The organism is Phocaeicola sp. HCN-6420 (genome assembly GCF_037890145.1).
Lineage (GTDB): Bacteria > Bacteroidota > Bacteroidia > Bacteroidales > Bacteroidaceae > Phocaeicola.
In genome coordinates this window covers 1-22845 of sequence record NZ_JBBKBJ010000032.1, presented here as the reverse complement: position 1 = coordinate 22845, position 22845 = coordinate 1, and the positions used below count along the sequence as shown (strand labels likewise).

Annotated in this window: 24 protein-coding genes and 2 tRNA genes; 4 read left to right on the top strand and 22 right to left on the bottom strand. The window is 42.5% G+C overall.

What is annotated here, in order from left to right:
• Positions 1 to 15: 15 nt before the first annotated feature.
• The 15 genes from WKT12_RS14115 to WKT12_RS14045 all read right to left on the bottom strand — a co-directional run bounded on the left by WKT12_RS14115 (position 16) and on the right by WKT12_RS14045 (position 13836).
• Positions 16 to 567 (bottom strand): phosphoribosyltransferase, encoded by a 552-nt coding sequence (locus tag WKT12_RS14115; RefSeq protein ID WP_340320095.1) that lies wholly within the window; start codon positions 565 to 567, stop codon positions 16 to 18.
• 812 nt (positions 568 to 1379) lie between these two features.
• Complete coding sequence (locus WKT12_RS14110; RefSeq protein ID WP_340320094.1) at positions 1380 to 2987, bottom strand: hypothetical protein; 1608 nt, start codon at positions 2985 to 2987, stop codon at positions 1380 to 1382.
• A complete protein-coding gene (locus tag WKT12_RS14105) occupies positions 2984 to 3607 on the bottom strand; it encodes a hypothetical protein (RefSeq protein WP_340320093.1) in 624 nt (207 codons plus the stop codon). Before WKT12_RS14105 ends, WKT12_RS14110 begins: the two co-directional genes overlap by 4 nt.
• Before the next feature lie 2 nt (positions 3608 to 3609).
• Positions 3610 to 3891, bottom strand: coding sequence for a hypothetical protein (locus WKT12_RS14100; protein ID WP_340320092.1), 282 nt, complete (start codon positions 3889 to 3891; stop codon positions 3610 to 3612).
• Positions 3866 to 4366 (bottom strand): C4-dicarboxylate ABC transporter, encoded by a 501-nt coding sequence (locus WKT12_RS14095; protein ID WP_340320091.1) that lies wholly within the window; start codon positions 4364 to 4366, stop codon positions 3866 to 3868. The genes WKT12_RS14100 and WKT12_RS14095 overlap by 26 nt, the downstream gene beginning before the upstream one ends.
• The gene (locus WKT12_RS14090) at positions 4363 to 5166 is read right to left on the bottom strand and encodes a hypothetical protein (RefSeq protein WP_340320090.1); all 804 of its coding nucleotides are present in this window, start codon (positions 5164 to 5166) and stop codon (positions 4363 to 4365) included. The genes WKT12_RS14095 and WKT12_RS14090 overlap by 4 nt, the downstream gene beginning before the upstream one ends.
• A 19-nt stretch (positions 5167 to 5185) precedes the next feature.
• Complete coding sequence (locus WKT12_RS14085) at positions 5186 to 5788, bottom strand: hypothetical protein (protein ID WP_340320088.1); 603 nt, start codon at positions 5786 to 5788, stop codon at positions 5186 to 5188.
• Between the two features lie 3 nt (positions 5789 to 5791).
• Positions 5792 to 6787 carry a hypothetical protein gene (locus WKT12_RS14080; protein ID WP_340320087.1) on the bottom strand — a complete coding sequence of 332 codons (996 nt, stop codon included), beginning with the start codon at positions 6785 to 6787 and terminating at the stop codon, positions 5792 to 5794.
• A gap of 1 nt (position 6788) precedes the next feature.
• Positions 6789 to 7820: a Clp protease ClpP gene (locus tag WKT12_RS14075; protein WP_340320086.1), complete on the bottom strand. Its 1032-nt coding sequence runs from the start codon at positions 7818 to 7820 to the stop codon at positions 6789 to 6791.
• A gap of 58 nt (positions 7821 to 7878) precedes the next feature.
• Positions 7879 to 8295: a hypothetical protein gene (locus WKT12_RS14070; protein ID WP_340320085.1), complete on the bottom strand. Its 417-nt coding sequence runs from the start codon at positions 8293 to 8295 to the stop codon at positions 7879 to 7881.
• A gap of 57 nt (positions 8296 to 8352) precedes the next feature.
• A complete protein-coding gene (locus WKT12_RS14065) occupies positions 8353 to 8835 on the bottom strand; it encodes a hypothetical protein (protein WP_340320084.1) in 483 nt (160 codons plus the stop codon).
• 457 nt (positions 8836 to 9292) lie between these two features.
• On the bottom strand, positions 9293 to 12493 hold the full coding sequence (gene dnaG / locus WKT12_RS14060) for a DNA primase (RefSeq protein ID WP_340320083.1): 3201 nt from the start codon (positions 12491 to 12493) through the stop codon (positions 9293 to 9295).
• A gap of 315 nt (positions 12494 to 12808) precedes the next feature.
• On the bottom strand, positions 12809 to 13036 hold the full coding sequence (locus WKT12_RS14055; RefSeq protein ID WP_340320082.1) for a hypothetical protein: 228 nt from the start codon (positions 13034 to 13036) through the stop codon (positions 12809 to 12811).
• Positions 13037 to 13100: 64 nt separating this feature from the next.
• Positions 13101 to 13661 (bottom strand): response regulator transcription factor, encoded by a 561-nt coding sequence (locus WKT12_RS14050; protein ID WP_340320081.1) that lies wholly within the window; start codon positions 13659 to 13661, stop codon positions 13101 to 13103.
• Positions 13645 to 13836, bottom strand: coding sequence for a hypothetical protein (locus WKT12_RS14045; protein WP_191765295.1), 192 nt, complete (start codon positions 13834 to 13836; stop codon positions 13645 to 13647). Before WKT12_RS14045 ends, WKT12_RS14050 begins: the two co-directional genes overlap by 17 nt.
• 155 nt (positions 13837 to 13991) lie before the next feature.
• Between WKT12_RS14045 and WKT12_RS14040 the strand changes: the two genes are divergently transcribed.
• On the top strand, positions 13992 to 14339 hold the full coding sequence (locus WKT12_RS14040; protein ID WP_340320080.1) for a helix-turn-helix domain-containing protein: 348 nt from the start codon (positions 13992 to 13994) through the stop codon (positions 14337 to 14339).
• Positions 14339 to 14707: a helix-turn-helix domain-containing protein gene (locus WKT12_RS14035; RefSeq protein WP_340320079.1), complete on the top strand. Its 369-nt coding sequence runs from the start codon at positions 14339 to 14341 to the stop codon at positions 14705 to 14707. Before WKT12_RS14040 ends, WKT12_RS14035 begins: the two co-directional genes overlap by 1 nt.
• A 179-nt stretch (positions 14708 to 14886) precedes the next feature.
• Here WKT12_RS14035 and WKT12_RS14030 read toward each other — a convergent pair whose 3' ends face one another.
• The 6 genes from WKT12_RS14030 to WKT12_RS14005 all read right to left on the bottom strand — a co-directional run bounded on the left by WKT12_RS14030 (position 14887) and on the right by WKT12_RS14005 (position 21014).
• The gene (locus WKT12_RS14030; RefSeq protein ID WP_021971443.1) at positions 14887 to 15180 is read right to left on the bottom strand and encodes a hypothetical protein; all 294 of its coding nucleotides are present in this window, start codon (positions 15178 to 15180) and stop codon (positions 14887 to 14889) included.
• Positions 15181 to 15449: 269 nt separating this feature from the next.
• Positions 15450 to 16643 (bottom strand): pyridoxal phosphate-dependent aminotransferase, encoded by a 1194-nt coding sequence (locus WKT12_RS14025; RefSeq protein ID WP_021971442.1) that lies wholly within the window; start codon positions 16641 to 16643, stop codon positions 15450 to 15452.
• 72 nt (positions 16644 to 16715) lie between these two features.
• The gene (locus WKT12_RS14020) at positions 16716 to 17417 is read right to left on the bottom strand and encodes a Bax inhibitor-1/YccA family protein (RefSeq protein ID WP_340320078.1); all 702 of its coding nucleotides are present in this window, start codon (positions 17415 to 17417) and stop codon (positions 16716 to 16718) included.
• 11 nt (positions 17418 to 17428) lie between these two features.
• Positions 17429 to 18643, bottom strand: coding sequence for a bifunctional 3,4-dihydroxy-2-butanone-4-phosphate synthase/GTP cyclohydrolase II (locus WKT12_RS14015; RefSeq protein WP_340320077.1), 1215 nt, complete (start codon positions 18641 to 18643; stop codon positions 17429 to 17431).
• Between the two features lie 7 nt (positions 18644 to 18650).
• Positions 18651 to 20555: an LptF/LptG family permease gene (locus WKT12_RS14010; protein ID WP_021971439.1), complete on the bottom strand. Its 1905-nt coding sequence runs from the start codon at positions 20553 to 20555 to the stop codon at positions 18651 to 18653.
• A gap of 78 nt (positions 20556 to 20633) precedes the next feature.
• Positions 20634 to 21014 (bottom strand): START-like domain-containing protein, encoded by a 381-nt coding sequence (locus WKT12_RS14005; protein WP_340320076.1) that lies wholly within the window; start codon positions 21012 to 21014, stop codon positions 20634 to 20636.
• 216 nt (positions 21015 to 21230) lie between these two features.
• Between WKT12_RS14005 and WKT12_RS14000 the strand changes: the two genes are divergently transcribed.
• Positions 21231 to 21304, top strand: a tRNA-Met gene (locus tag WKT12_RS14000).
• Positions 21305 to 21340: 36 nt separating this feature from the next.
• A tRNA-Met gene (locus WKT12_RS13995) sits at positions 21341 to 21414 on the top strand.
• A gap of 274 nt (positions 21415 to 21688) precedes the next feature.
• Here the strand turns inward: WKT12_RS13995 and WKT12_RS13990 are convergent.
• Positions 21689 to 22845, bottom strand: a 1157-nt coding sequence (locus WKT12_RS13990) for a histidine-type phosphatase (RefSeq protein ID WP_340320075.1), incomplete at its 5' end; no start/stop codon positions are given.

Here is a 22845-nt window from a genome sequence, read left to right as displayed (position 1 = left end):
TTGGTTATTAAATTGTTATACAAATAAGGTTCTTGCTAAAAACATACCTCCCAAAACTGAAGCTCCCAGCGTTTCAAGATGGCAAGCAAAACGGGCGTAGGAATAACCTCGAGTAATTACATCGTCAAAAACGAGTACTTTCTTTCCCTTGAAAAACTCCTTGTCGAAATTGACTACCTGCACATTATTGACGTGCTTTCCTGACTTGCTCTCATGGATTGCCAGCCGTTCACCTTCTACCGTGATATGGTCGTATGCACTGACTGCACCCGACAACCGTGCGACTTCCTCTGAAAACTGCTTATATCGGATTTCATTTTTCCGTTGGCTACTGGCAGGAATACAAGCAAACACGATGTCACTTGCTTCGTTACCGTACTGCTCACGGATTTTCTTGGCAACAAGCTGGGCGGCAGAAATGGCACATTTCCCATCCTTAAAAGCCCATACAAAGTTTCTCACCTGCCAATCTCTTGAACTGGCTTTATATTTTGTCGGCAGGTAGTCAAAGAAGTTGAACATGTACTTTCTGCACTGATTTAGCATGGATTCAGTAAAGGTTTTCATGGTCTTAAAATTTATTCTGGTGCCGAGCTCGGGAGTTGAGCCTTTATTTCTGCTCTTCCTGCTCTGAGCTTTTTTTTATTCCGTTCGCTGTCGCTACGGTTTGTTTTCGCCTTTTACACCTGCCAGCAAAGGTGTTCCGAAGCGTATAAAGACAAGTTTTCACGAAAAGCAGAGCCTTGAATACTACCTGAGTCCTGTGAGGGTGGAGATTTTTTCGAGAACAGCGCCTGAACTTGGCATACGAAGCGGAACATTTACCTTTGCAGGTACAAAAGGCATAAACCATAGCGGAAGTGATACCGAATTATTGGCGAAGAGCAGACAAAGAAGAGCAGTCAAACAATACATAGCTTTAGCTATACCGCCAGTAGGGAGAGCAACGGGGCGGGTGGGCCGCTGCGTGAACGCCATCGCCAGCCAGAAAGACTATCGAGTGTCTTTCTACCTTTCTACCCGATGAATTTTGGGAATTTCTCGGGTGCCAGCAGATTGTGTAGCAGCAAATTAGCAAACAAAAACAGGCTTAAACAGGCGGATTTATTCTGATTTTCCGCTCATCCGATACAAAAACAGCACACAATCAATCGATTATCCTCTCAAAATACCGCATTTTATGCGGACGTCGGTTTTCCGACCCCCCACCGCCCTACGCCATAAACCTAATTAGCACCTTTGATAAAAGCGGAATATGTAACGGCACAAACGTCCACACGCACGGTACACGCTATCGCACGCATAAAAAACAGCCCCGACAACCATTCGCACGGTCGCCAGGGCTATACCTTAATATAAAACTAATTAGCTATTGAAACTTACATTGATGATGTCACAAAGATATCGTCAGTCATCTGAGGGAAACGCTCACAACCGATACATAGCGTATCGAAAGCATCCGAACCGTCCGTTCTTGCCTGAAGCTGGTCTTCTTCTGTTTCAGCCAGCTTCTCCCCTCGCTTATCCTTACCACCATTATACACACCAGCTGTCTGTACAGAGATAAGCAGATCTTCGTTGTTCTGTTCGTTGAAGAATGGAATGAGCTTTGCCTTCCCTGCAAACATACGATTGATTAGCAGCCACTTCTCTATGTGTTTCATCGGGGGGCCTATATAGACGGAATTAACTTCCCAACCTCTATCCTTGAAAGCACGCTCGACGACGTAATGAAAGTCTTCGTCATTGACCGCATAGTTTGATCCCAGGGCCGTACTGTCGTAATAGAAGATAACCTCCTTACGTCGCTGATGCCGGTAATACTTGCAGAAGTCATCCACCAGGGCCTCGAGCTTGCGCTCATACTTTACCCAGAAAGACTTAATCACCTTCAGCCGGTTCCGGTCCGGCTGACCGGCCACCAGCCAGTTGATGTTAGCATTAAAGTCGAAGGCAATGCAGATAGGTTTATCTCGATCCAGATCAGCATCCATCAAACACGATGGCTCCTTGATTTTGTCGAACTGATATTCCAGGCTGTCCAGGTAACTAAAGTCTGTAGCGTTGTACTTGTGTCCTTCCGTCATACTGGAATAAAATCCGTCCTTGCTGATACCGATACGCCTGCATAGGATAGCAGTCTGAAAGGTAAGCGGAGGAAGATCACGCTTCATCTGGTTGATGAATGCTTCGCCCAGCAGCTGCATATTCTCGATTGTGGAGAACTCACGATATAAAACAGCAACAGAACCCATCCGACATACATCACGGTTCAGGGTGCGCAGATAGTCTTTCAGATATAAAGGTACAGGTTCAGATTTAGCCTGAAGGTCACGGATTCGTTTCTTTGTTCGCCAAATCTCATGCACTGTCGCCTGGATGACTTCAATCAGTTCCGGATCGCATTTCTTCTCGTAATCCAGAAACCAGGAACCTTTCTTCGTCACCGGCATATCAGAAGTAATCAGCATGCCGTGATGAAAGTAGTGATGACCGAAGTATTGTTTGTTACCTCGGTTCGCCGGAAGGGTTTCATCCTTCAACTGCTCGAAGTCAATATACTTTGCTTCGTCGATGTCGAGATAATCAAGGGAGAAGGAGTTGGAGGTTCCGGAACGGTCCTGGCTGATGATGTAGCCGATGGATCCGTTGTAGAATGAAATCACATTCTCCCAGTTGTCAGGCTGGAAGATAGGTTCACCCCACCCCCACGACTTCGGCGGCTTCTTTCCGATGGTCCAGTGCACATCACGTTTGAATCCCCATCGCTGCCAGTGGATCAGCATGGACGGGATGGTGTTGGTGAGGGCACGTTTGCAATTGGCCGCCACAAAGCCGGTGATGCTTCCGGGCATACGCTGCATGTTACGCAGGTTGATAGCGGCATGAATCGGACCTTTACCCCACCCACGTCCGGCACACAATACGATATCTTTAGCTGGAGTGAAAAGAACTTGCTGCTGGGTTTCGTGGAAGTACTCTCTCATGGTTTAGGTTCCTCTTGTGTTGTTTTCGGATTGAAGATATCGTCTTCGTTGAAGTCTGCATCTTCGAACTGGATGTCCTGGATATCTTCATTCATGTATTGTTTGATCTTATCCGCAATGCGTTGCCGGATATTCGGTATCGGTTTGATTCCGATAATTGTCGGATCGCTGTCCGGCTGGAACGGCTGCACGACAATCTTGTCGTAGCCTAAATCCTTGGCGTCCTCTTTGTCGAGTTGCATGTACTTGGCGTAATAGTTGTCGCAAGCGGCCATCGCCCTGGCATCCTTCATTCGCTTGGCCATCTCGTAGCTCTCTTCGTTGCGCTGGATGAAGCGGTATCGATGGTAGTCCTTTGTAGCCTTGTTCAGATCACCCAGTAGATATTTGATGAGCCGAATATCTTCGTAAGCAGCTGACTTCTGTATCTGGTATCGCTTCTGTAGCTCCAAAACGATTTCCTGTTCTCGTATGCGCGGATACTGAAGCCAATAATTATACATGTCCCGAAGTCTGAGCAGACGCTGCTGAATGACTTCGGGAATGTTACGCTCTTTCATCTCGTCGACCGAGGCAAAGAGATTTTCTTTTGCAATATCAATTGTTGCGGGTAATGGCATAGTTATAAATCTTCGTCGGAATCCATATCTCGGATATAAGAACCTACCAGCTGTACCGCTAACGGACTACCGGCTTCGGCCAGTTCCAGCTCATTCTGCCGGATCTGCAAAGCTCTTTCGGCTTTCCCCTTACGGTAAGCAATACTGACCGGATGGGACTTGTCGGAAATGATTTCTCGCAGACGGCGTTCGTCTACGTCCATCAGAACAGCGATATCCGACACTGGAGTGAGCATCGTAGCAAGTTCCTTAATTCTGCTAATCTGTGTTGAAGTGAATTCCATTGAGGTGTAGGCTTCGGGTATTAATAATCTCTGAAAACTGGTCTCGTAAAATGAGAAAGATGTCAGGCTGTGTCGTGATCATCGCACATTCTGTCCGGTTGCCTCGCGTCTGGTTCTGACTGGTAACGACTGTAACCATCCAGCGATCGTTCTCTATAAGCAATACCTTGGAATGGTTTTCCATGAGGTACACGTCATCGAATACGGAAGACATAAAGGTGTACAAGTTGACGGTCTTTCGAGCTGCCTTCAGGTCAGCAAGCAGAACGGAGTGAAGGATCATCTTCCGTTTGCGAAGCGAAAACAACCGGCGCAAGAACTCTTCGGATGTAGAAAAGGTGGATACATAGACCTTAGCCGGTCCGGTCTGTGACAGGATGTACTCAAGAACATCAAAAAGCTGAAGCCGGTTATCCAGGTATGCTTGTAACGGCACATCGGATAACGGCTTCAGCAATCGGTTTACATGTTTCATGCTTTCAACCCTAATTCACGTAAGGCATTCACCTGGTCTTCTCCTACGTTGTTTCCAGTAGAAATCAGGAAGTCGTATCTCTGCTGTACCTTAGCCAGCAGCTTCTCGTACTTTTCCTGATCTCCGGATTCTTTCAGCTCTGCCAGTTTCTTTTTGTTGTCTGACAGATAACCGCGGGCTGCACTGACTTTCTTTGCCACTTCAGCCGGATCGTCAGGAGATTCACCTTTTGTCTCTTCGGTACCTTGAGCATCCGGATTGAAATGGTCGTACTTGTCCATGTTATCCCGATATCTGGCATCCAGCTCTTCCAGTTGCTTCAGGTATTCGTACCTGTCGCATGGAAGAGCATCCTTCATGGTTTTCAATGTTTCAAAAGTCTGCTTCAGGCGGAAGTAGATATCCTTATTGTCCTCCCAAAGCTGGCGGATCTCTTCGGGCAATGAATCGTGATCCGCGCGTTTACCCTTTGCGATGGTAGCTTCTTGCGATGTGTCGTCATCGGAACTGATTTCAGGTTGGAAGGTGGCCAGCGTTTCCGCTACTGCCGGAACCAGCTCTTTGTCCATCTTGACTACATCTTGAATCGTCTTGCGGTCCAGACGGATCGCCAGATATTTCTTCAGCTCATACTCAATCTTGCTCGCAAACTTCTGCGGATTGCGGGAAATATTCTGAAACAGAATGCGGTTTCGGGTCAGTTTGAGTACCATTTCCGCACCTTTCATCAGGTCACGCTTAGCCGGCTCCGTATTGAGCCAGCCTTGCATGTCTGTAGTTAACTGTTCATCTATATACATAACTATATTCTCCTTTTAATTAGCCTCCCGGAAGGATGGTACTACCATCTGCTCCGGAAATTTCGCCATCTTCAGTTTCGATTTTACCCGTATAGAATGGTGACGGGCAAATATCTGTACACTGTGCCTCGAGAGTGGTGCCTGCGGTACCGGTATCCCCTTCTCCTGAAGTTTGAGAAATTGTAACAGAAGGATCAAAAGCTTCAGAACCGAGTACACGGAACTTACCATTCTTCTGCTGGCACAGAAAAATCAGCTCATCGACATTAGCCTGACGACAAAAGCCTGACGCTTCTTCGTCAGTACCAGCATGGACCAACGTGGCTTTATTCAGGAAGGTCTTAGATGGAACTTCACCCTGTGACTCTGCACTGATGGACGACTTCGTTGTCAGCAATTCAATGTACTGCCATTTCTTGTCGGCAGCCAAAACAAAGTCACCTTCGTAGGTTGCCAAAGCAGCCATACTCTCTGCCCCGTCAATCGCCGGAAGTGCCGGCCATTTTTCGATCCAACTTTTCGGGATAAAGTATACTTTACGTCTAATACCCGGTGTCGATGTCTGACCTGGACACCAGGAAAGGGACTCGTACATCCCTTTGCTTGTACAATCTACTGCCATAACTTAACCTCCTATTCCAGCGACAACCGGAGTTGAACCGTCGACGGTACCAACCAGCAGACGCTCTTTAGAAATTGTTTCAAATTCAGTACCAAAAAACATGGTAGCGACAAAATCAAGTTTGAACGGATGATGCTTTTCCACCAGAATTGTTTCCTTATCGGCACCATTACCAAAACCTACGAGCATATTGCTTTTTGTCGTAAGGTGAATAAAGGCTGAACCAGCCTTGTTAGCCAAAGGAACCAGTTCGCATCTGTTATTAGAACCTTCAAGGTACGTCTTCTCAAATGAAGTATTATAAGGGACATGACCAGCGGTAGCTTGATAATCATCTACATAGTTGTCATAAACACCCTGAGGAATAAACAGCTTCGTTTGAGTCTCTCGCAAAACAGGATCAGCAGCACGGTAAAACTCCTTTAAAACATCAACGGCGTTATCTTTGCTGATAGCCTCGATAGTAAACATGTTTTTAAGGTCTGCGGAAATTTTTGAAGCATCCATTTCCGTTTTTGTAATGGTATCAAAACCATTAAAAAGGTCTTTTGATTTTGTTCCACCCTCATTACGCTTAGCAGACCATAAAACAGCATTAAGATTAGCACCAAGTTTAGCAGAAAGAAAAGCAAGAACCTGACGGGTGATATCTACATTTTTCAAAGCCTCTCCTTTCGTAATCAGATTACCGTAAATGGTCTGCCATACAGAGTTAGGAGAAAACTTCTTTACTACACTACCGAGAAAGGTTTCTAATGTACGCGGATTGATAGATACTCCATCAGTATCTTCACGTCCTTCGTCATAAGGTCCCAGCTCAATATCGCCAGATAATTCGCCTACCACTTCTTTACCGCGAACACCCGGTCTTTGTGTCATGTGCTGTAATGTTGTACCCAATGCCAGTACCGGCATCATCAGTAATTCTTTTCGATAACGAACAGCCGACTTGGCCAGCTGCTCATCCGTAATTTTTACGTATCCTGTTGTGTCTGCCATCTTATAACAAATCTTTTACGTCGTTAAACAATTCTTTAGCAGTGTTTAGTTTTGCAATGTCGTCATCCTCACCTTCATCACCATTGATGTGTGTGGTTTCCTCACCATCATTTTTTTGCAGGTTTTCATTCTGCTTCTTCAGATCGGCAATCTGATTGTCTTTATCAGAAGATTCCTGCTCCAAATTGGCGATGTGGTCATTGAGGGCCTTGACCTGATCTTCGGTAAGCGTCACCTTACCATCTTTGTCAACTTCCACACCCTCGATTTTCAAGATGGAATTGACTTTCTGATAATCCTTTTTCATTTGTTTTGACTGATTAAGTGATTTATTTTGTGTCTGTGCAGCTTCCGGCTGATGTCCTTTTAAGAACTTATTGAAGAAGTTATTGAACCAGCTGGGAGCTGTATCAGCTTCCGGACTTTGTGCCATGGTATCTATGGCGGGCAATGCCGGCAGGTGGAACATGTTAAACTTTGTCTTCATCGAGTCGTCGAAGTTCAGTTTCGAACCTTCTTCTACAATTTCATCAATAAATCCGTATTCAAGTGCTTCTTGTGCAGTAAGCCAGCGGCCCTCTTTTAAAATAGGAAGAATGTCATCTACCTTTTTCTTGCACTTGTTAGCGTAAAGATTGGCCAGTACCAAATCCATCTTATCATTCTCCAGCTTGTTAGCCTTCAGATCATCAATGAGCTGCTGAATCTGGTCGGCATTGTAATTACCCCAGGCATCTACCCAGTTCGATACTTTGTGGATAAGATAAAACGCATATTTGGACATACATGTTTTCTTGGCTCCAGTAGCCAGAATGGTAGCTGCACTCGCCACATAACCGAAAAGATAGCACGTCACATTACCGTGATCAAGGAACTGCTGCCGGATGTCGAGCGCATCATCCACCGAACCGCCGAGGGATGATATGCGTACATTGACAGGCTTGTTCTTGAAGCCTGACATCTGACTACGGATATAGTTCTTTGAATATCCCCATGGGCCGATGTGTGAATCAATACTAAGGTTATATTCCATATTGTCGAAAATTAGTCTATGCAATATTAACACCTTATATATACTGCATAAAAAGACCTTAATCTAATATGGAAAGCATCGGAATGGTAGAAGTCAGGGTAACAGTAACTGTCACGCCAGACTTTCCGCTGGCTGCGGAAGGAAATGACTCTTCATTTTGAATGACCGGATAAGGCTTGTCTGCGCATCCGATCAGGAACTGGGAGCCGGTGATGGTTGTCACCTTAAAGCAGAACTTCTTGGAACCAGGTAACAGCTTCTCTGTCCGAAACATGGTGAGTTTGGTAGTGAAAACTCGCTGTTTGTTCTCGATTTTGTCGGAAATCTCTACTGAACTCAGCCCGATGGTTGAAATTGGGTTGAATTGTTGATAGACATTCAACCATACTCCACGGTCGGCTATAATGTCTGAATGTTGCAAGTGATAGGCTTCAATACATTCAACTTTTCTAATGTTCTGAATTAAATGTACCATAATTATCATTGTTAGGTTATGCGTGTTCGGTGTTGTACGGTGTTGTTTAAAATCGCCTCACTCGTCCGTGCGATTTCGGGTTAAAGAACCTAAAAAGATACCTTTTTTGTTGTAGGAATCTCTCATACGGTAATATTTCTGACGAACAGTTTCGGAATAATCGTCATCGATACCATGCATTTCGCACCAGGCAGCAATGGTCTTGTTAAGTCCGCAGTTCCGGCGAGTCAGATCGCTGATTTCGTTCCAAAGATTGGCACGAAACAAGTCCTCAATTGTTTCTTTTACGGCAGCTTTAGCTTTTTTGCCGAGGTAATTGTAATACTGTGGAGGTTTAGCTTTGCTGTCGGGTATGCAAATGGCAGTAAGTCCATCGGCTGCCAGCTCCGGACGAATGTCTTCCGGGCGTTTGCGAAGGAAGCGTCGAATCACAGCATTCTCGTTACTTTGTGCCGGAAAAACAACTGGATCGCCTAAAGAATGGACAAGCCATTGCCGAAGGTAAGGCTCCAGACGGAGATAGAAAACAATGCTGCTCATAAGAAAGTAAGTAATATTTATATTTGATTTCAATTATATATACCAAAAATAAGGCTTTTGATATTAGAATCCAAAAGAATTTCTCCAGCTATGACACATATTTTGCCTTCTACACCTTCTACACTTTCTACAAAATCAGATAAATATTGATTATCAATAATTTATGAGATTTTATATTTTCTACAAGTGTAGAAATCTTGTAGAAAATGAAACATTTTGTAGAAGGTTTTATGTTTTTCTTCAATTTGTAGAAAAATGTAGAACGATTGTAGAAGGTATGTAGAATATATAAATACCTCTTTTTCAACACTGTAGAAAGTGTAGAAGGTGTAGAAGCCGTTTTCTTCCCGTGGAAACAGCCTGAGCATCCCAAAGAATGGGTATGAAAATAAAAAAGGCAACCACTTCACAGCGGCTGCCTTTACACTCTCAGACAATCAATTAAAGTTGTAATATCTCATTCATTATCATCCATCAATGCATCACTCTCTTGCCCTTCTACCTCTACCTCAAGATTAATGTTATATGTTTCGCGAATCATGCGATAGTCGAAACAAAGGGCCACATCGGGAGTAGAGGTTTTCTTGTAGGAAATACCTCCGGTAGGTGTTGTTTCCACCTTCTGAACTTCTACACCTCGCTGAATGTTCTTGAAGCGAACAGAATTCTTCTTCCCCATGTACTCCTTGGAGTTCTCCAGGTAATATATAAGCGAACCTTCAGGAAGTATGGAATCTCCTACCTGCTTGCCGAACTTTTTATACAACATGAAGATACGGTTTTTACGCATCATCAGGATAGCTTTTGGTTCCTGGTATTGTTGTTCAATCTTAATCAGGCTGCTTTTGAAACGATTCAGGTATTCAATGCGGTAATCTCCTTCGATGAAGATTTCGCCATCCTGTTGCAAATAGGATACTACATTCCAGAAATTGGCCAGTTCATTATTGCTCTTGCATTCAGCATTCTGCCGCAGAATACCATCTACTGTCACATGCCGGATATCCGGATAAGAAAACGGAATATCCAGCACTCCCTCGAGCGTACGAAATGCGGCCAGCGGTATGATCCAGTTGCGAAGGATTCGATCTTCCACCTTTTCGGATCCGAGAGCTTCTAATACGTCGGACAGGCAGGTATGATAATTACTGATGAACTGCTGTTCCATCCGCGCCCGATGGCGAAGTATCTGGAGTGTCAAGTGAGTGAGTCCCCGTTTACGAATCTCTACAAGTTCATTGTATCGGCGTTTCTCTTCCTCTGTAAACTCCGATTTAGCAAAGGTCAGAAATATCAAACGGCTGAACAGAGCGATGTCGGCGGTTGCCATCTCCTGACCGGAAAGAATTACTCCGGAGTCTACGGCAGTTATCTCACGCTTTTTGTCACGATCCATGTTCATGCGTGACCGACCGGCACCGTCCCAAAGCCCTTTGAGGTATTCGCGTTTATCGATATCAATATTATTCTTAAACTCGTCAATATGTACCAGGGCATTGGCACACTGTGCCACCAGGTCGGCCAACGCCGGAATGGTAGCATTCTGGATATTGGGAGGAATGTTCTCGATAATGAACAATGCCATCAGACTGTGTCCGAGTTCGGACTTACCGGAACCTTTGGGACCAAACAAGTTTAATATGGGAAAGCTCTTGGTATATCCAGTGATAATGTCACGAAACAAAGTAGCCAGCAGAAAACAGATTCCTACCTTGGCATTGTCACCGAATACCCCGACCAGTTTGGAAAAGTATTCCTTCAGACTGATGGAAGAATAATTAAGGTGAACGAACCTACGTTCGAACTGGAACAACTTGTCGTCATCACGATAGATCAGACTACTTGCAGGAAGATAGAAGTTGCCTTTCTCACCCAACCGCACAATACCATATTCATCAGCCGGATGCCATTCCGTATCAAAAACTCCGTTGCCAAACGCATAGAATCCTTTGCGCTGCCATCCCAACTGGGTGATTTCAGTAGCCGTTTCAGTCTGTTCATAAAGATACATCTTCAGGCGTGTCATTTCTTTTTCACTGGCCAGCCAGATATAATTGCCCAATCCCTCAACCTTCTGCTTGAACTTGGAGAGGGATACCAGGTCTTCCTGCTTCATTTCCACAATTTCCTCCTGACGGTTCTGGTTCTTGATACGATACAAACGTTTAGGCATCAGGGAGTCTTTGATATGGAACATCGGTAGCATGATGAAGTTAGACCACTGGAACTCCTTGCCGTCGTTAGTGGAATAATAGCAGTTGTTGGATTCAAAGAAACCGTATTTTGCCAGCAGATCCCGATTGATGACTTGCGATTTACCGGCTTTGGATTCATTGATCTTCTTTTTCTCCCGGTTGATGGCCATCGACCAAAGATTCTTGTTATTGTATGTATCTCTCAGTTTAGCCAGGTACATAGCCTCTTTGACCTCGTCGCCGACCATTGCAACAAGTTTGGCAATCTGGCTGACTGCCGCGCTTTTATCTTCAGTCGTACCATCTTTGTTGAACGCATATCCAGCATACCAGGTAATGAAGTCTTGTTCTTCCAACTGGTTGAAACGGCTGATGTTCGTACAATACGAATCCGGATCATTCTTCAGGTTGCCTTCACCCAGTGGTATTTCACGCACTGAAACGGAGAAACCACACTCCATAGCCAGCACACCGCTTTTTATCACAGCTGCAATGCCGGTACCGTATGGAGCATCTACTGGTTTTGGGTCAGCGTCCGGAAGAAAACACAGCGTTGTAGCGTATCTCTTCAATTGTTCAAACTGCCCTTTAGTCCAGGCAGAACCCAGCGAGGCGATGGTATTGTTGACTCCAATGGATTGCAGGCGCATGACATCGGGTGCACCCTCTACACAATAGAATTTCTCTTCTTTGGCTGCCTGACGGATGGCATTATCTATACCGAAAATACTGCTTCCTTTGTGATACAAATCACTTTCACAGGAATTCAGATATTTCGGTGTACCATCCACTTCGCTCATGTCGCGGGCCGTCCATCCGATAATATTCCGGAAGCGATCACGGATTGGGATCATAATACGGTCACGGTAGAAATCATAGTATCCCCCGTTTTTCTTCTTACGGATCAGTCCCATTTCTTCCATCAATTCCAATGACAATCCCTTGGATGCTGCCATATCTGATAACTGGGACCAGTCTGCCAGGGCATATCCGATCCCCATTTCTACCGGAAATGAATCACCCCAGCGCTGTCGGATCTTGGCACGTGCTGCGTCTGCTTCCGGACGGGACAGGTTCTGAAGGAATACTTCGGCTGCAAACTGATTGATGATCTGCATGGATTCGCGTTTCTTCTGACGACGTATTTCGTCGGCTGAAGGCTTCTCCTGTTCATCGTCGATATGTATTCCGTATTTGTCGGCCAGCCAGAAACAAGCTTCACGAAAATTCATGTGATTGTACTTCTGTACGAACTTGATGACATTACCACCTTCTTTGCAGGCACCAAAGCAATACCATGTACCCCGTCCAGGTTCCACCATGAAAGAAGGAGTATCTTCTGTATGAAACGGACAACAAGCTTTATACCTGGCACCCGCACGCTTGAGCTCCACAAAACCGGATATCACGTCTATAATGTCCGCACGGTCGAGAATTTTTTCAATATCACTATTCGATATCATGTCATTGAGTGTTTAGATACGACGAATATCGATGATTTGTCGTGTAAATAAAAACTGAGTACTACTTGGATAATGGGATATCATACTGACGCAACCGAGAGTTGCTGTTTATGGCATAACAACGGCCAAAACCATCCCATCGCACTCTTCTGTGCCATGTAACATTCTGCCTTACCCTATTTACAAGTACCCGTTTCAGTACCGGTACCGCACCGATAATTTTGCGGATCTCCTGAGATTTGTCCGTATAAAAAACGTGTTCGAAGGTATAACCGGGATTACAGGTTTCCCATTCATGCATTTTATGTAGTTTGTTCATAGTCCATCTTCGATTTCTGTTGTTCTCCAATTCATTTCACTAGACATATAGTCCAAAATAAAAATCTGCTCATTCTGGGAATAAGATTTCAGATGCTCATAGATAAAGGCCAGTTCTGCTTTGGCAATTTCCATTAATGCTTCACCATGAGGTGAGAGATAGCCAATGCCAGCTATTTCAGCTTGTATTTCAGGATTACGTTTTTTGTCACTTAAATTGTCCATAATTATCAAAATCTATATCTATGCTCTCTCATAATTTAATCGCGTAATTCTATCATATTCCGTTTCATACATAACCATACGTTTTGTTATACCAGGAAGCGATTTCCCGAGTATTATCTAATCTGAGTTTGAACTTAATTTGCTGTATCAAGTTGTGTACGGTGTTGATGGAAATATATAGTAAATCGGCAATCTCCTGATTGCTGTATCCTTCAGCCAATAGCTCAGCTACCTCTAACTGTCTGCCTTTGATGACAGAACTGCGCTGTGGCAAACAAATAATGCCCTCGTACTGGCAATCTCCGCTACCTCTCAGTGGACAATGAACCTGTTCTATGTTCACGTTGCCATGCCGGTCTAAATCCCATTTGAGCGTATCCGATTCACCGCAGTTACAGCGTAGAAAACGACTCGCCATCAGAAAATGATAATATCGCTTATTCTGCTGAGAACGGATATAGCATTGCTCCAGGGCTTTGTATGCATCTGCATAACAATCATGCACGATAGTCAGTACTTCTTCGATAATATCCACAGTTTTTTCGGACAATGTATAAGACTGGTTATCCTTCCAATATCCAACCTTACCTGAAGGAGTATTATAAAATTCAATCTGTGTCTGCATGTTTATCCTCCTTGATGATTCTTTCAATGGCTTCGCGCTCCAGTTTAGACCAGCTTCCTTTACGCATCTTTGTCATAAAGGTGGGATATGAGAACCCACATGTTTCAATAACCTTTTTAATGAACTCGGATTTCTGCTTAATCTCGAGTGATGAATAATAGTCAGATATAACCATATATATTACTTTTTAGAGGTTTATTTTTATTGCAATCGTATTTATTATTAATTTTATAGTGCAAATGTATAGAAATAAAACCATAAAGTATATTATAATATACCTATAAATCACTATTAGTATATTAATTTATACTTATTATAAATTAAGAATATATGTTCAAAGGACAGATTATAAGCGATTTAATAGACAAAAGAAGAGCCAAAAAAGTAGACGTATACACGTATGCAGGTATAACAAAAGCTACTTTAGATAATATCATTAAAGGAATAAGTATACCTAATTGTACTACAATCGAAAAGATCGCAGACTTCTTTGACGTGTCAATAGACGAGTTCTTTGAACGAGAAAAGCCCCATTTGAATATCGGACATACAGTTAATGGAAACGGAAACAATGTGAGTGGTGATATTCAATTGCATGAATGCCAAAAAGAGATAGAGCATTTAAAGGAATTGCTTAACGAGAAAGAACGCTTAATTCAAGTTTTAATGAAACGATAATGTATAATGGACAAATAATTAAACAATTATTGGTAGAGAAAAATATCCAAAACAAGGAACTTTTAAGTTACCTTGGTACGGAAGCTAACTCTTCTCTCAGCCAAATTGTGAACGGGAATCCCACCGTAAAACGTCTGGAAAAAGTAGCCGACTTTTTCGGAGTATCGATGGATGTATTCTTTGAACGGGAGAAACCTTTTAAAGCTTATCCATCTACTCATGGAGATAATGAACAGCTATACAAAGAAAAAATTGCATTGCTGGAACGTCTACTTGAAGAAAAAGATAAAAGAATAATGCTCTTAGAGCAAATGAATCAGCTAATTAACTCCGGAGAGAATCGGACTAATTCGGGACAAACCAAATAAAATAATAACTTAATTCGAAAACGTAACAGCTTGATTCTCAGAACAGGAAAAAAAAGGCAAAGTTTCTGTAGAGTTCGAGCCTCTCTTCCCGTGCCGAGATAAAAAGCTGTAACTCAAAAAGTTGCAGCTTTTGTTCGTTTGTACAGAGCCATACCGCACACTACCGGAAGAACAATTACCTAATGTGATACATTTTCCCGAAACCAGAGGGTAATCGATTCCCGTAAAACAAGCAAGCATCCCCGACAACCTTTCACTTTCTGCCATATTCCTAAAATAACATTTCCATAAGAACACAATTCAAAATAAACTGGCTTTTCCTGATAAAATACAACTCCAAAGTTATAATCTCCTATCCCCCAACCTGTAAACAACGGAAAGCTCAATACAAGAACTCCAGCCTGCTCTATCATCGTAAAAGCGACCTTACAGACGGACAAGCAAAAGTTTTCCCAAGCAAGCCGAAATCTCATTTATTTTTTGTACAAAAAACAAAATCTTTTGTACAAATTTCAAAAAAATGTGCTGACGTTTTTCCCAATTCCTGCTGACGTTTACTTTAAATCATCGGGAGGTTATTTTTCACAAACTTCCGTCTTACTCCAATGCTCCCCAAACTGTAACTTGCCCATCCTGCATGGAACCATAAGAAAAACGATTAGCCACTGTCATAAAAACAAGAAAGGCTATCCTGACTTACGCCAGAACAGCCTATCTCCTCTTAAATGATTATTTCGAATAATTACTTCAAACGAGCCAAAGTTTCTTTGATACGACGCATAGATTCCACAATGTTTTCGTCGGAAGTTGCATAACTCATACGAATACACTCAGGAGCACCAAACGAAGTACCACCAACACATGCTACATGACCAACTTCAAGCAAATACATTGCCAAGTCGTCTGCATTATTGATTACACGGTCACCATCCTTCTTGCCGAAGAAAGAGTCACACTTCGGGAACAGATAAAAAGCTCCCTGAGGAACATTTACCTCAAATCCCGGGATTTCCTTCGCCAGCTTCACAATCAGGTCACGACGACGTTCAAAAGCCTGACGCATTTCTTCTACCGGAGCCTGAGTACCGGTATAGGCAGCTTCAGCAGCTTTCTGAGAAACAGAACAAGGACCAGAAGTATATTGTCCCTGCAATTTGTTCACACCTTTTACAATCCATTCCGGACCAGCGATAAAACCAATACGCCAGCCTGTCATGGCATAGGCTTTCGAAACACCGTTTACAATGACTACACGGTCCTTAATTTCTGCAAACTGAGCAATGCTCTGGTGCTTTCCGATGTAATTGATATGTTCGTATATTTCGTCGGCAACAACAATAACACGTTCGTGCTTAGCCAATACTTCAGCCAAACCTTTCAATTCTTCCTGAGAATATACAGAACCTGTCGGGTTGGACGGAGAACAGAGAATCAACGCACGTGTTTTCGGAGTGATGGCAGCTTCAAGCTGTGCAGGAGTAATCTTGAAATCCTGTTCGATACCGGCACGTACGATAACCGGAGTACCTTCGGCCAGCTTCACCATTTCCGGATAACTTACCCAGTAAGGAGCAGGCACGATTACCTCATCACCTTTATTGATCAAAGCCAGAATCGTGTTGCAGACAGACTGCTTTGCACCGTTTGCACAGCTAATCTGAGCAGCAGTATATTCCAAACCGTTTTCGTTTTTCAGTTTAGCAACGATCGCATTGCGCAAAGCTGGATATCCGGCTACGGGAGAATAACGAGAATAATTTTCATCGATAGCTTTCTTGGCAGCTTCTTTAATGTGATCGGGAGTATTGAAATCGGGTTCTCCGACACTTAAATTAATAACATCAACACCTTGTGCCTTAAGTTCACTACTTTTTTGTGACATAGCCAATGTCGCCGAAGGTGACAAGCTATTTAAACGATCTGAAAGTTGATTCATTGCCTTTGTTTTATTTAGTTCATAATTTTATGCAAAATAAATCGTTTTCTTTTAAATAGAAAAAGATTTTGCTTACTTTCTGTCACCCAACAGGCGCAATAAGTAAAGAAAAAGATTAATAAAGTCGAGATACAGCGTCATGGTGCCCATCAGCGCAATCTTCTGTGTCGACTCATTAACTTCTATATCATCAGCAGTAAGCAACTGCTTGATTTTCTGTGAATCGTAAGCTGTCAGTCCTACAAACAGCAAGACTCCGATGCAAGAGATAACCAAGTCCATCATTGAGTTATGCAGGAACATATTTACCAGCGAAGCAATGATAATTCCGATTAGCCCCATGATACACAGATTACCGATACGAGTAAGGTCTTTCTTCGTCACATATCCATAAAGCGCCATGACAGCAAAAGTTCCTGCCGTGACAAAAAAGGTAGTAGCGATAGAACTCATGGTGTAAATCAGGAAAATAAATGCCAGCGTTACACCATTCAGAATAGAATATGCGATGAACAGAACGGTAGCCGTGCTGAAAGATATTCTATTGATACGGGCAGATAAATACCATACCAGTCCCAATTCGGCAATAATCAGTACCCAAAATGCCATCGAGTTCTGCATAATCATCGACAACAGAGTATACGATTTTGCGACATACATAGAAACGAAGCCTGTAATGACCAAAGCCAGTGTCATCCATGTATACACGCTACGCATCAAAGCTGCCTGTACAGCCTTGGAAGCATAAGTCTTAACTAAATTATTTGTTTCCATAGTTTTAATATTTATTTGTTAAAATGCAACGTATGTCCCATACGATCTTTTTTCGTATGCAGATAACGTTCGTTATATTTATTCGGGGTTATTTCAATAGGTACATTTTCCACAATCTCCAGTCCGTAAGCTTCCAGTCCCACACGCTTCACCGGGTTATTGGTGAGCAGGCGCATTTTATGAATGCCGATCTCACGTAAAATCTGAGCACCGACACCATAGTCACGTTCATCCGCCTGATGTCCCAGACAGATATTAGCGTCAACCGTATCCATACCTTCTTCCTGCAGCTTATATGCTTTCATCTTTTCCATCAGACCGATGCCTCGTCCTTCCTGAATCAGATAGATAATGGCCCCTTTACCCTCTTTGTCTATCATCTGCATCGCCTTATGAAGCTGGTCACCGCAGTCGCAGCGCAAAGAACCGAAGATATCTCCTGTAGCACACGATGAATGTACGCGTACCAGTACCGGTTCATCCGGTCCAAATTCACCCTTAATCAAGGCAACATGTTCCAGTCCGTTACTTTTCTGACGGAACGGTATCAGACGGAAATGTCCGAATTCGGTCGGCATGTCCACTTCTACTCCTTTTTCTACAAGCGATTCCTGCTTCAAACGATAAGCAATCAAATCTGCAATTGAAATCAGTTTCAATCCATATTCATCGGCCATTTTACGAAGTTCCGGAAGGCGGGCCATTGTCCCATCTTCGTTCATGACTTCCATCAGTGCACCGGCAGGATACAGTCCAGCCAATTTTGCCATATCAATACAAGCTTCTGTATGTCCGGCACGACGCAATACACCTTTATCCTGTGCATAAAGCGGATTAATATGTCCAGGACGTCCGAAAGTTCCGGGTGTGGAAGCGGGATCGGCAAGTGCACGAATCGTAGCGGCACGGTCGGCAGCAGAAACTCCTGTACTACAACCTTCCAGCTTATCAACAGTAACGGTAAACGGAGTTCCCAGCATAGATGTATTGTTTGTAACCTGATGTGGCAGGTCGAGTTCTTCACAACGCGACAAAGTAACAGGAGCACAAAGCACTCCTCTTGCATGTTTCAACATGAAATTGACTTTTTCGGGAGTAATCAGCTCGGCAGCGATAATTAAATCGCCTTCGTTTTCACGATCTTCATCGTCGACAACGATAACGAATTCACCTCTGCGAAAATCTTCGATTGCTTCTTCAATGGTATTCAATTTGATCTTGTCCATAGTGCTATTATTGTAAATATAATTGTTGATTTCTTATTTGTTCTATTATACTTTGATTGTTCTTTATAATTGTTCTCAAGTCTTTATCCAGACGAATCCGGTATCGCCAGATATTCAGATAAAGCAATAATCCGGCAGGTATTACGATACCAAACAGCAGGTTCAGCCAGCGATTGTCGAACAAGCTCTTATGTGCTTTAACCGACAGGAAAGGATAATTGTTCAACAAGTTCAGCAAAACGGCATCTTTCGTATTCGACAGTTCCTCGATGACCGTTTCCATCTTTTTATTAATCTCGGCAATTGCATCATCATGCTTGTTGTTGGTAAATATCTGAATGTAATTAGGCATTCCTTTCAGACGATGATTTTCCAGATATACCGTACAGTCACGACTGATTTCTTCCAGTATATCCATATCTTTCTGATATTCGGGAGTATGAATGATAACTTCTTTCTTAAACAAATGTCTGGATTGACGTATGCCAAACAGCTTACGGAAGAAAGCAGCATATACATCTATGTTAAAGACTACAGAATCTTTATTCGATTTATACGTAAAGAAAGCGCCCAAAGGTGCCAGCACAATAGTACTCATCCATGTTCCCAGGACAATATTCATTTCACCACTCTTGGCAACACGCGTGGCTCCCGAGTCTATAATATAGTAAATTACAAAAATCAATACGGAAATTACGACCGGCATACCCAATCCACCCTTCCGGATAATAGCTCCCAAAGGCGCACCGATAAAGAAAAATATAATACATGCCAGTGACAAGGTAATCTTTTTATGCCAGTCGGAACGGTGTGAACGAATATTGTTATCGGTATCTTTGGTAAGAAAACTCTTCATATCCCAGTCGGAAGCCAACGAACTGATACGGTTACCGGTAGTAGTCAACACCTTCAGCTTTTCCTGAGAAGTCATGGAGTTATAAATGCTATCTGTATTAATAAAAGCAACTCTTTCTTCTTTCATCTTGGTAGAATCGGCTGGTGTCAAGACAGGACTCCGGTAAGTAGTAGACATAATATCAGTATACATCGAACGACCTACACTATCAGCATGCACTGTTAACGAATCGATTGCAACCGATATTTCATGCATATTTTTAATATCGGAGCGACGGTCCAGAAAACTTCCGTCTACCATATTAAACTCAGAGCTGAACTTTATCAGTGTATGCTTTTCTTTAAATGTTTCTCGACGATACGGAACATTACGTGAAATGACAGACTGAGATTTCAAGTTCTCAAACTGCTCTCCATTATATAAATGCAAAAACAGATGCTGCTTGTCTGCTGTCAGCTCCAACTTACCTTCTGCCGCCCAAATGATATGAGCATTCTCAAATCCATCCGAAAAGTTATAGATAAGTATATCTTTCAGCATACCAGTTTTACGGTCCTTCTGCTTCACATAAATATTATATCCATCGATATCACTATAAAATACACCTTCAGGTATGTCCACCTCTGGAGATTTCTGTTTCATGGATACCAGCAAAGTCCACAATTGTTTCTGTGCCCGGGGGCCAATAACATTCTGAAAGAAAAAAGACATACCTCCCAAAAAGACACAAAATAAAACTACCGGACGCATAATGCGCAACAATGGAATGCCTGCCGCTTTCATAGAAAGCAACTCATAACGCTCTCCAAAGTTACCGAAAGTCATCAGAGCTGCCAGCAGAATTGCAAGAGGAAGAGATAAGGGAATCAAAGTCAGACCTGAGTAAAAGAAAAACTGGGCCAGTACATTTATCTCCAACCCCTTCCCTACCAGTTCATCTACATATCTCCATAAGAACTGCATCATGAAGATAAACAAACAGATGAAAAAAGTTCCTGCAAAGAGCAATAAAAAGCTCTTTAGTACAAATATATCAAGTTTTTTTATGCGTAGCATTCCTTATATTATCATTATAGCGCACAAAAGTAGCATAAAAAATGGAGAGGAGGATGATGTTTTATATTATTTTTGGAATTATACCCCACATATTCTTCTCAGAATTTCTATTTGAGAATCCCACAAGTTTTTAGTATCTTCCTCTTCCTCAGGAGTTGCAAAATCGGTAACTTCCAATGAATGGTCCTTCGTTAGTTCATTATAATGTATTTTTAACTCGAAATAAGTTTTAGGTTCTTCGTCTACCCAATGAAAACGAATAAAAGATTCTGTACGCAAATTGAGGATTTCAGCATTACGCATCTCAGTTTTTCCCCACTTGAATGTATAAGTCTTATTTACTTTTGAAACATTATCAGCAAACCATCTCTGTAAACCAGAAGGAGTACTAATGGCTCCCCAAAGAATACTTCCAGAAGCCGGATTTAAAGGATATTCGATACGTATTTTCTTTTTCATAGATTTCATACTTCTTGTATAGTTAGATATAAGATAACATCGGCAAAATAAATTATTTTTTTGTATTCTACATAATGAATCGTATTTTTTTACTATTCAACACATAAATATCTTCAGAGGAGAAATAAAAGCGACATAAATTGAAAAAAAATGCCGTTACGTATTGCACAATTAAAAAACTTAACTTACCTTTGCACCCGCAAACGAAAAACAAATGGCGGGATAGCTCAGCTGGTTAGAGCGCATGATTCATAATCATGAGGTCCCCGGTTCAATCCCGGGTCCCGCTACAGAAAAGTTTGCAATAAATATTTTTATGAAATAATGGCGGGATAGCTCAGCTGGTTAGAGCGCATGATTCATAATCATGAGGTCCCCGGTTCAATCCCGGGTCCCGCTACAAAGCTTAAAAGCTTAGATATAAGGCATTTGGGAGGCTTCCACTCCTGGGTGTCTTTTTTGTTTATATACAAGCTGTATATAACAAAAGGGATAACCGCCCTATGGCAATCATCCCTTTCTTCACAAATCAGAAAGATTATTCAGAGGTTGTTTTCGGGTAGGTACTATTTATTAGAATTTCTTTCAGGCAATAGAACGTAAGAAAACTTAAAAGAAATCTGAACAACTATTTAAAATCAAAAAGTTTAAAACAACATTCTTTCCTAATCTCCCTATTTGATATCATCATAAGCTGCAATAGCTTTTTCAAAACGTCCATTCACATCCTCCAATGAATATAAACCATCTGCATTCCGATTCAAGCCTTTCAGTCGCAACTGATAAACCATAGGAGGATTATTCAAATCAAGCAGTTCTACATTTCTCAACTGTACGGTCGTCTGATATACTATATTTACGGCAATATATTCATTACCCGATTTATCTATCCACTTCTCGAAAACCAGCTTACTTCCAATAGGAGTCTTCTTTTCGATAGACAATGGCAATTCATAATCCTCAACTTCCAACGCAGCATTTACGCTTGCTATATTCGAATCGTGTCCACATAAGAAAGTAAACTTACGCGCATCGGAATTAAGTTCATCATTCATATATACCAGCAACGGGTGAGCCACATTATATGCAACAACAGGTGCTGTAAACAAGACATCCCCATATACATCCTTTATACGGGCAATTTTTTCCCAATCCGAAGAAGATATATCATGACCAAATGCAGCTTTCTGCGTATCTGCTTCCTCATAATACTGTAAGATGAAAGCATCGGAAGCCGAGTTTGCGAGCTTCAAAGAACCCTTCATAGCCGGCTCTTCTCCCTTCTTCAGGATAATCTGTGTATCATAATCGTCGAAAGCACAAGTTTCTCCAGACTTACAAGCAGGAGCATCTTTCAAGTCGAGTACATCTGCTATGATACGGTACGAATCTTCCAGCTTTTCATTAATTCCCCGTATCCCCTTCTCGCCTCCCATAGCAGCGATCTGTTTCATGGCATCTTCACAAAAAGCTTCACTAACCTTCGTCAGGCGAGGAAAAAAGACCGGATCCATCTTACTGGGAGCATACCGATGGCGAACAGCAACATCAGCTACCGGCATAAAACCCGATGAAAAATACTGAGCAGTCGCTATGGTACGTTGCATGCTATTAGCGTAAAAATTCACTTCATCGGCATTGGGTACGTAATTTTCGGTAAACAGTCCTTCACTGACCAGCCATTTACGAAAGAATTGTCCCATCATGGTTTCCAGTACCCCGCCACGCAATGTCAGTTCACTGGAAGCGGCACTCCACTTTGTCCATTCATGTGGAGTCAGTTTTCCCAAAGCACTTCCATTATCCGACAAGGGAGAACGGATATTATGCC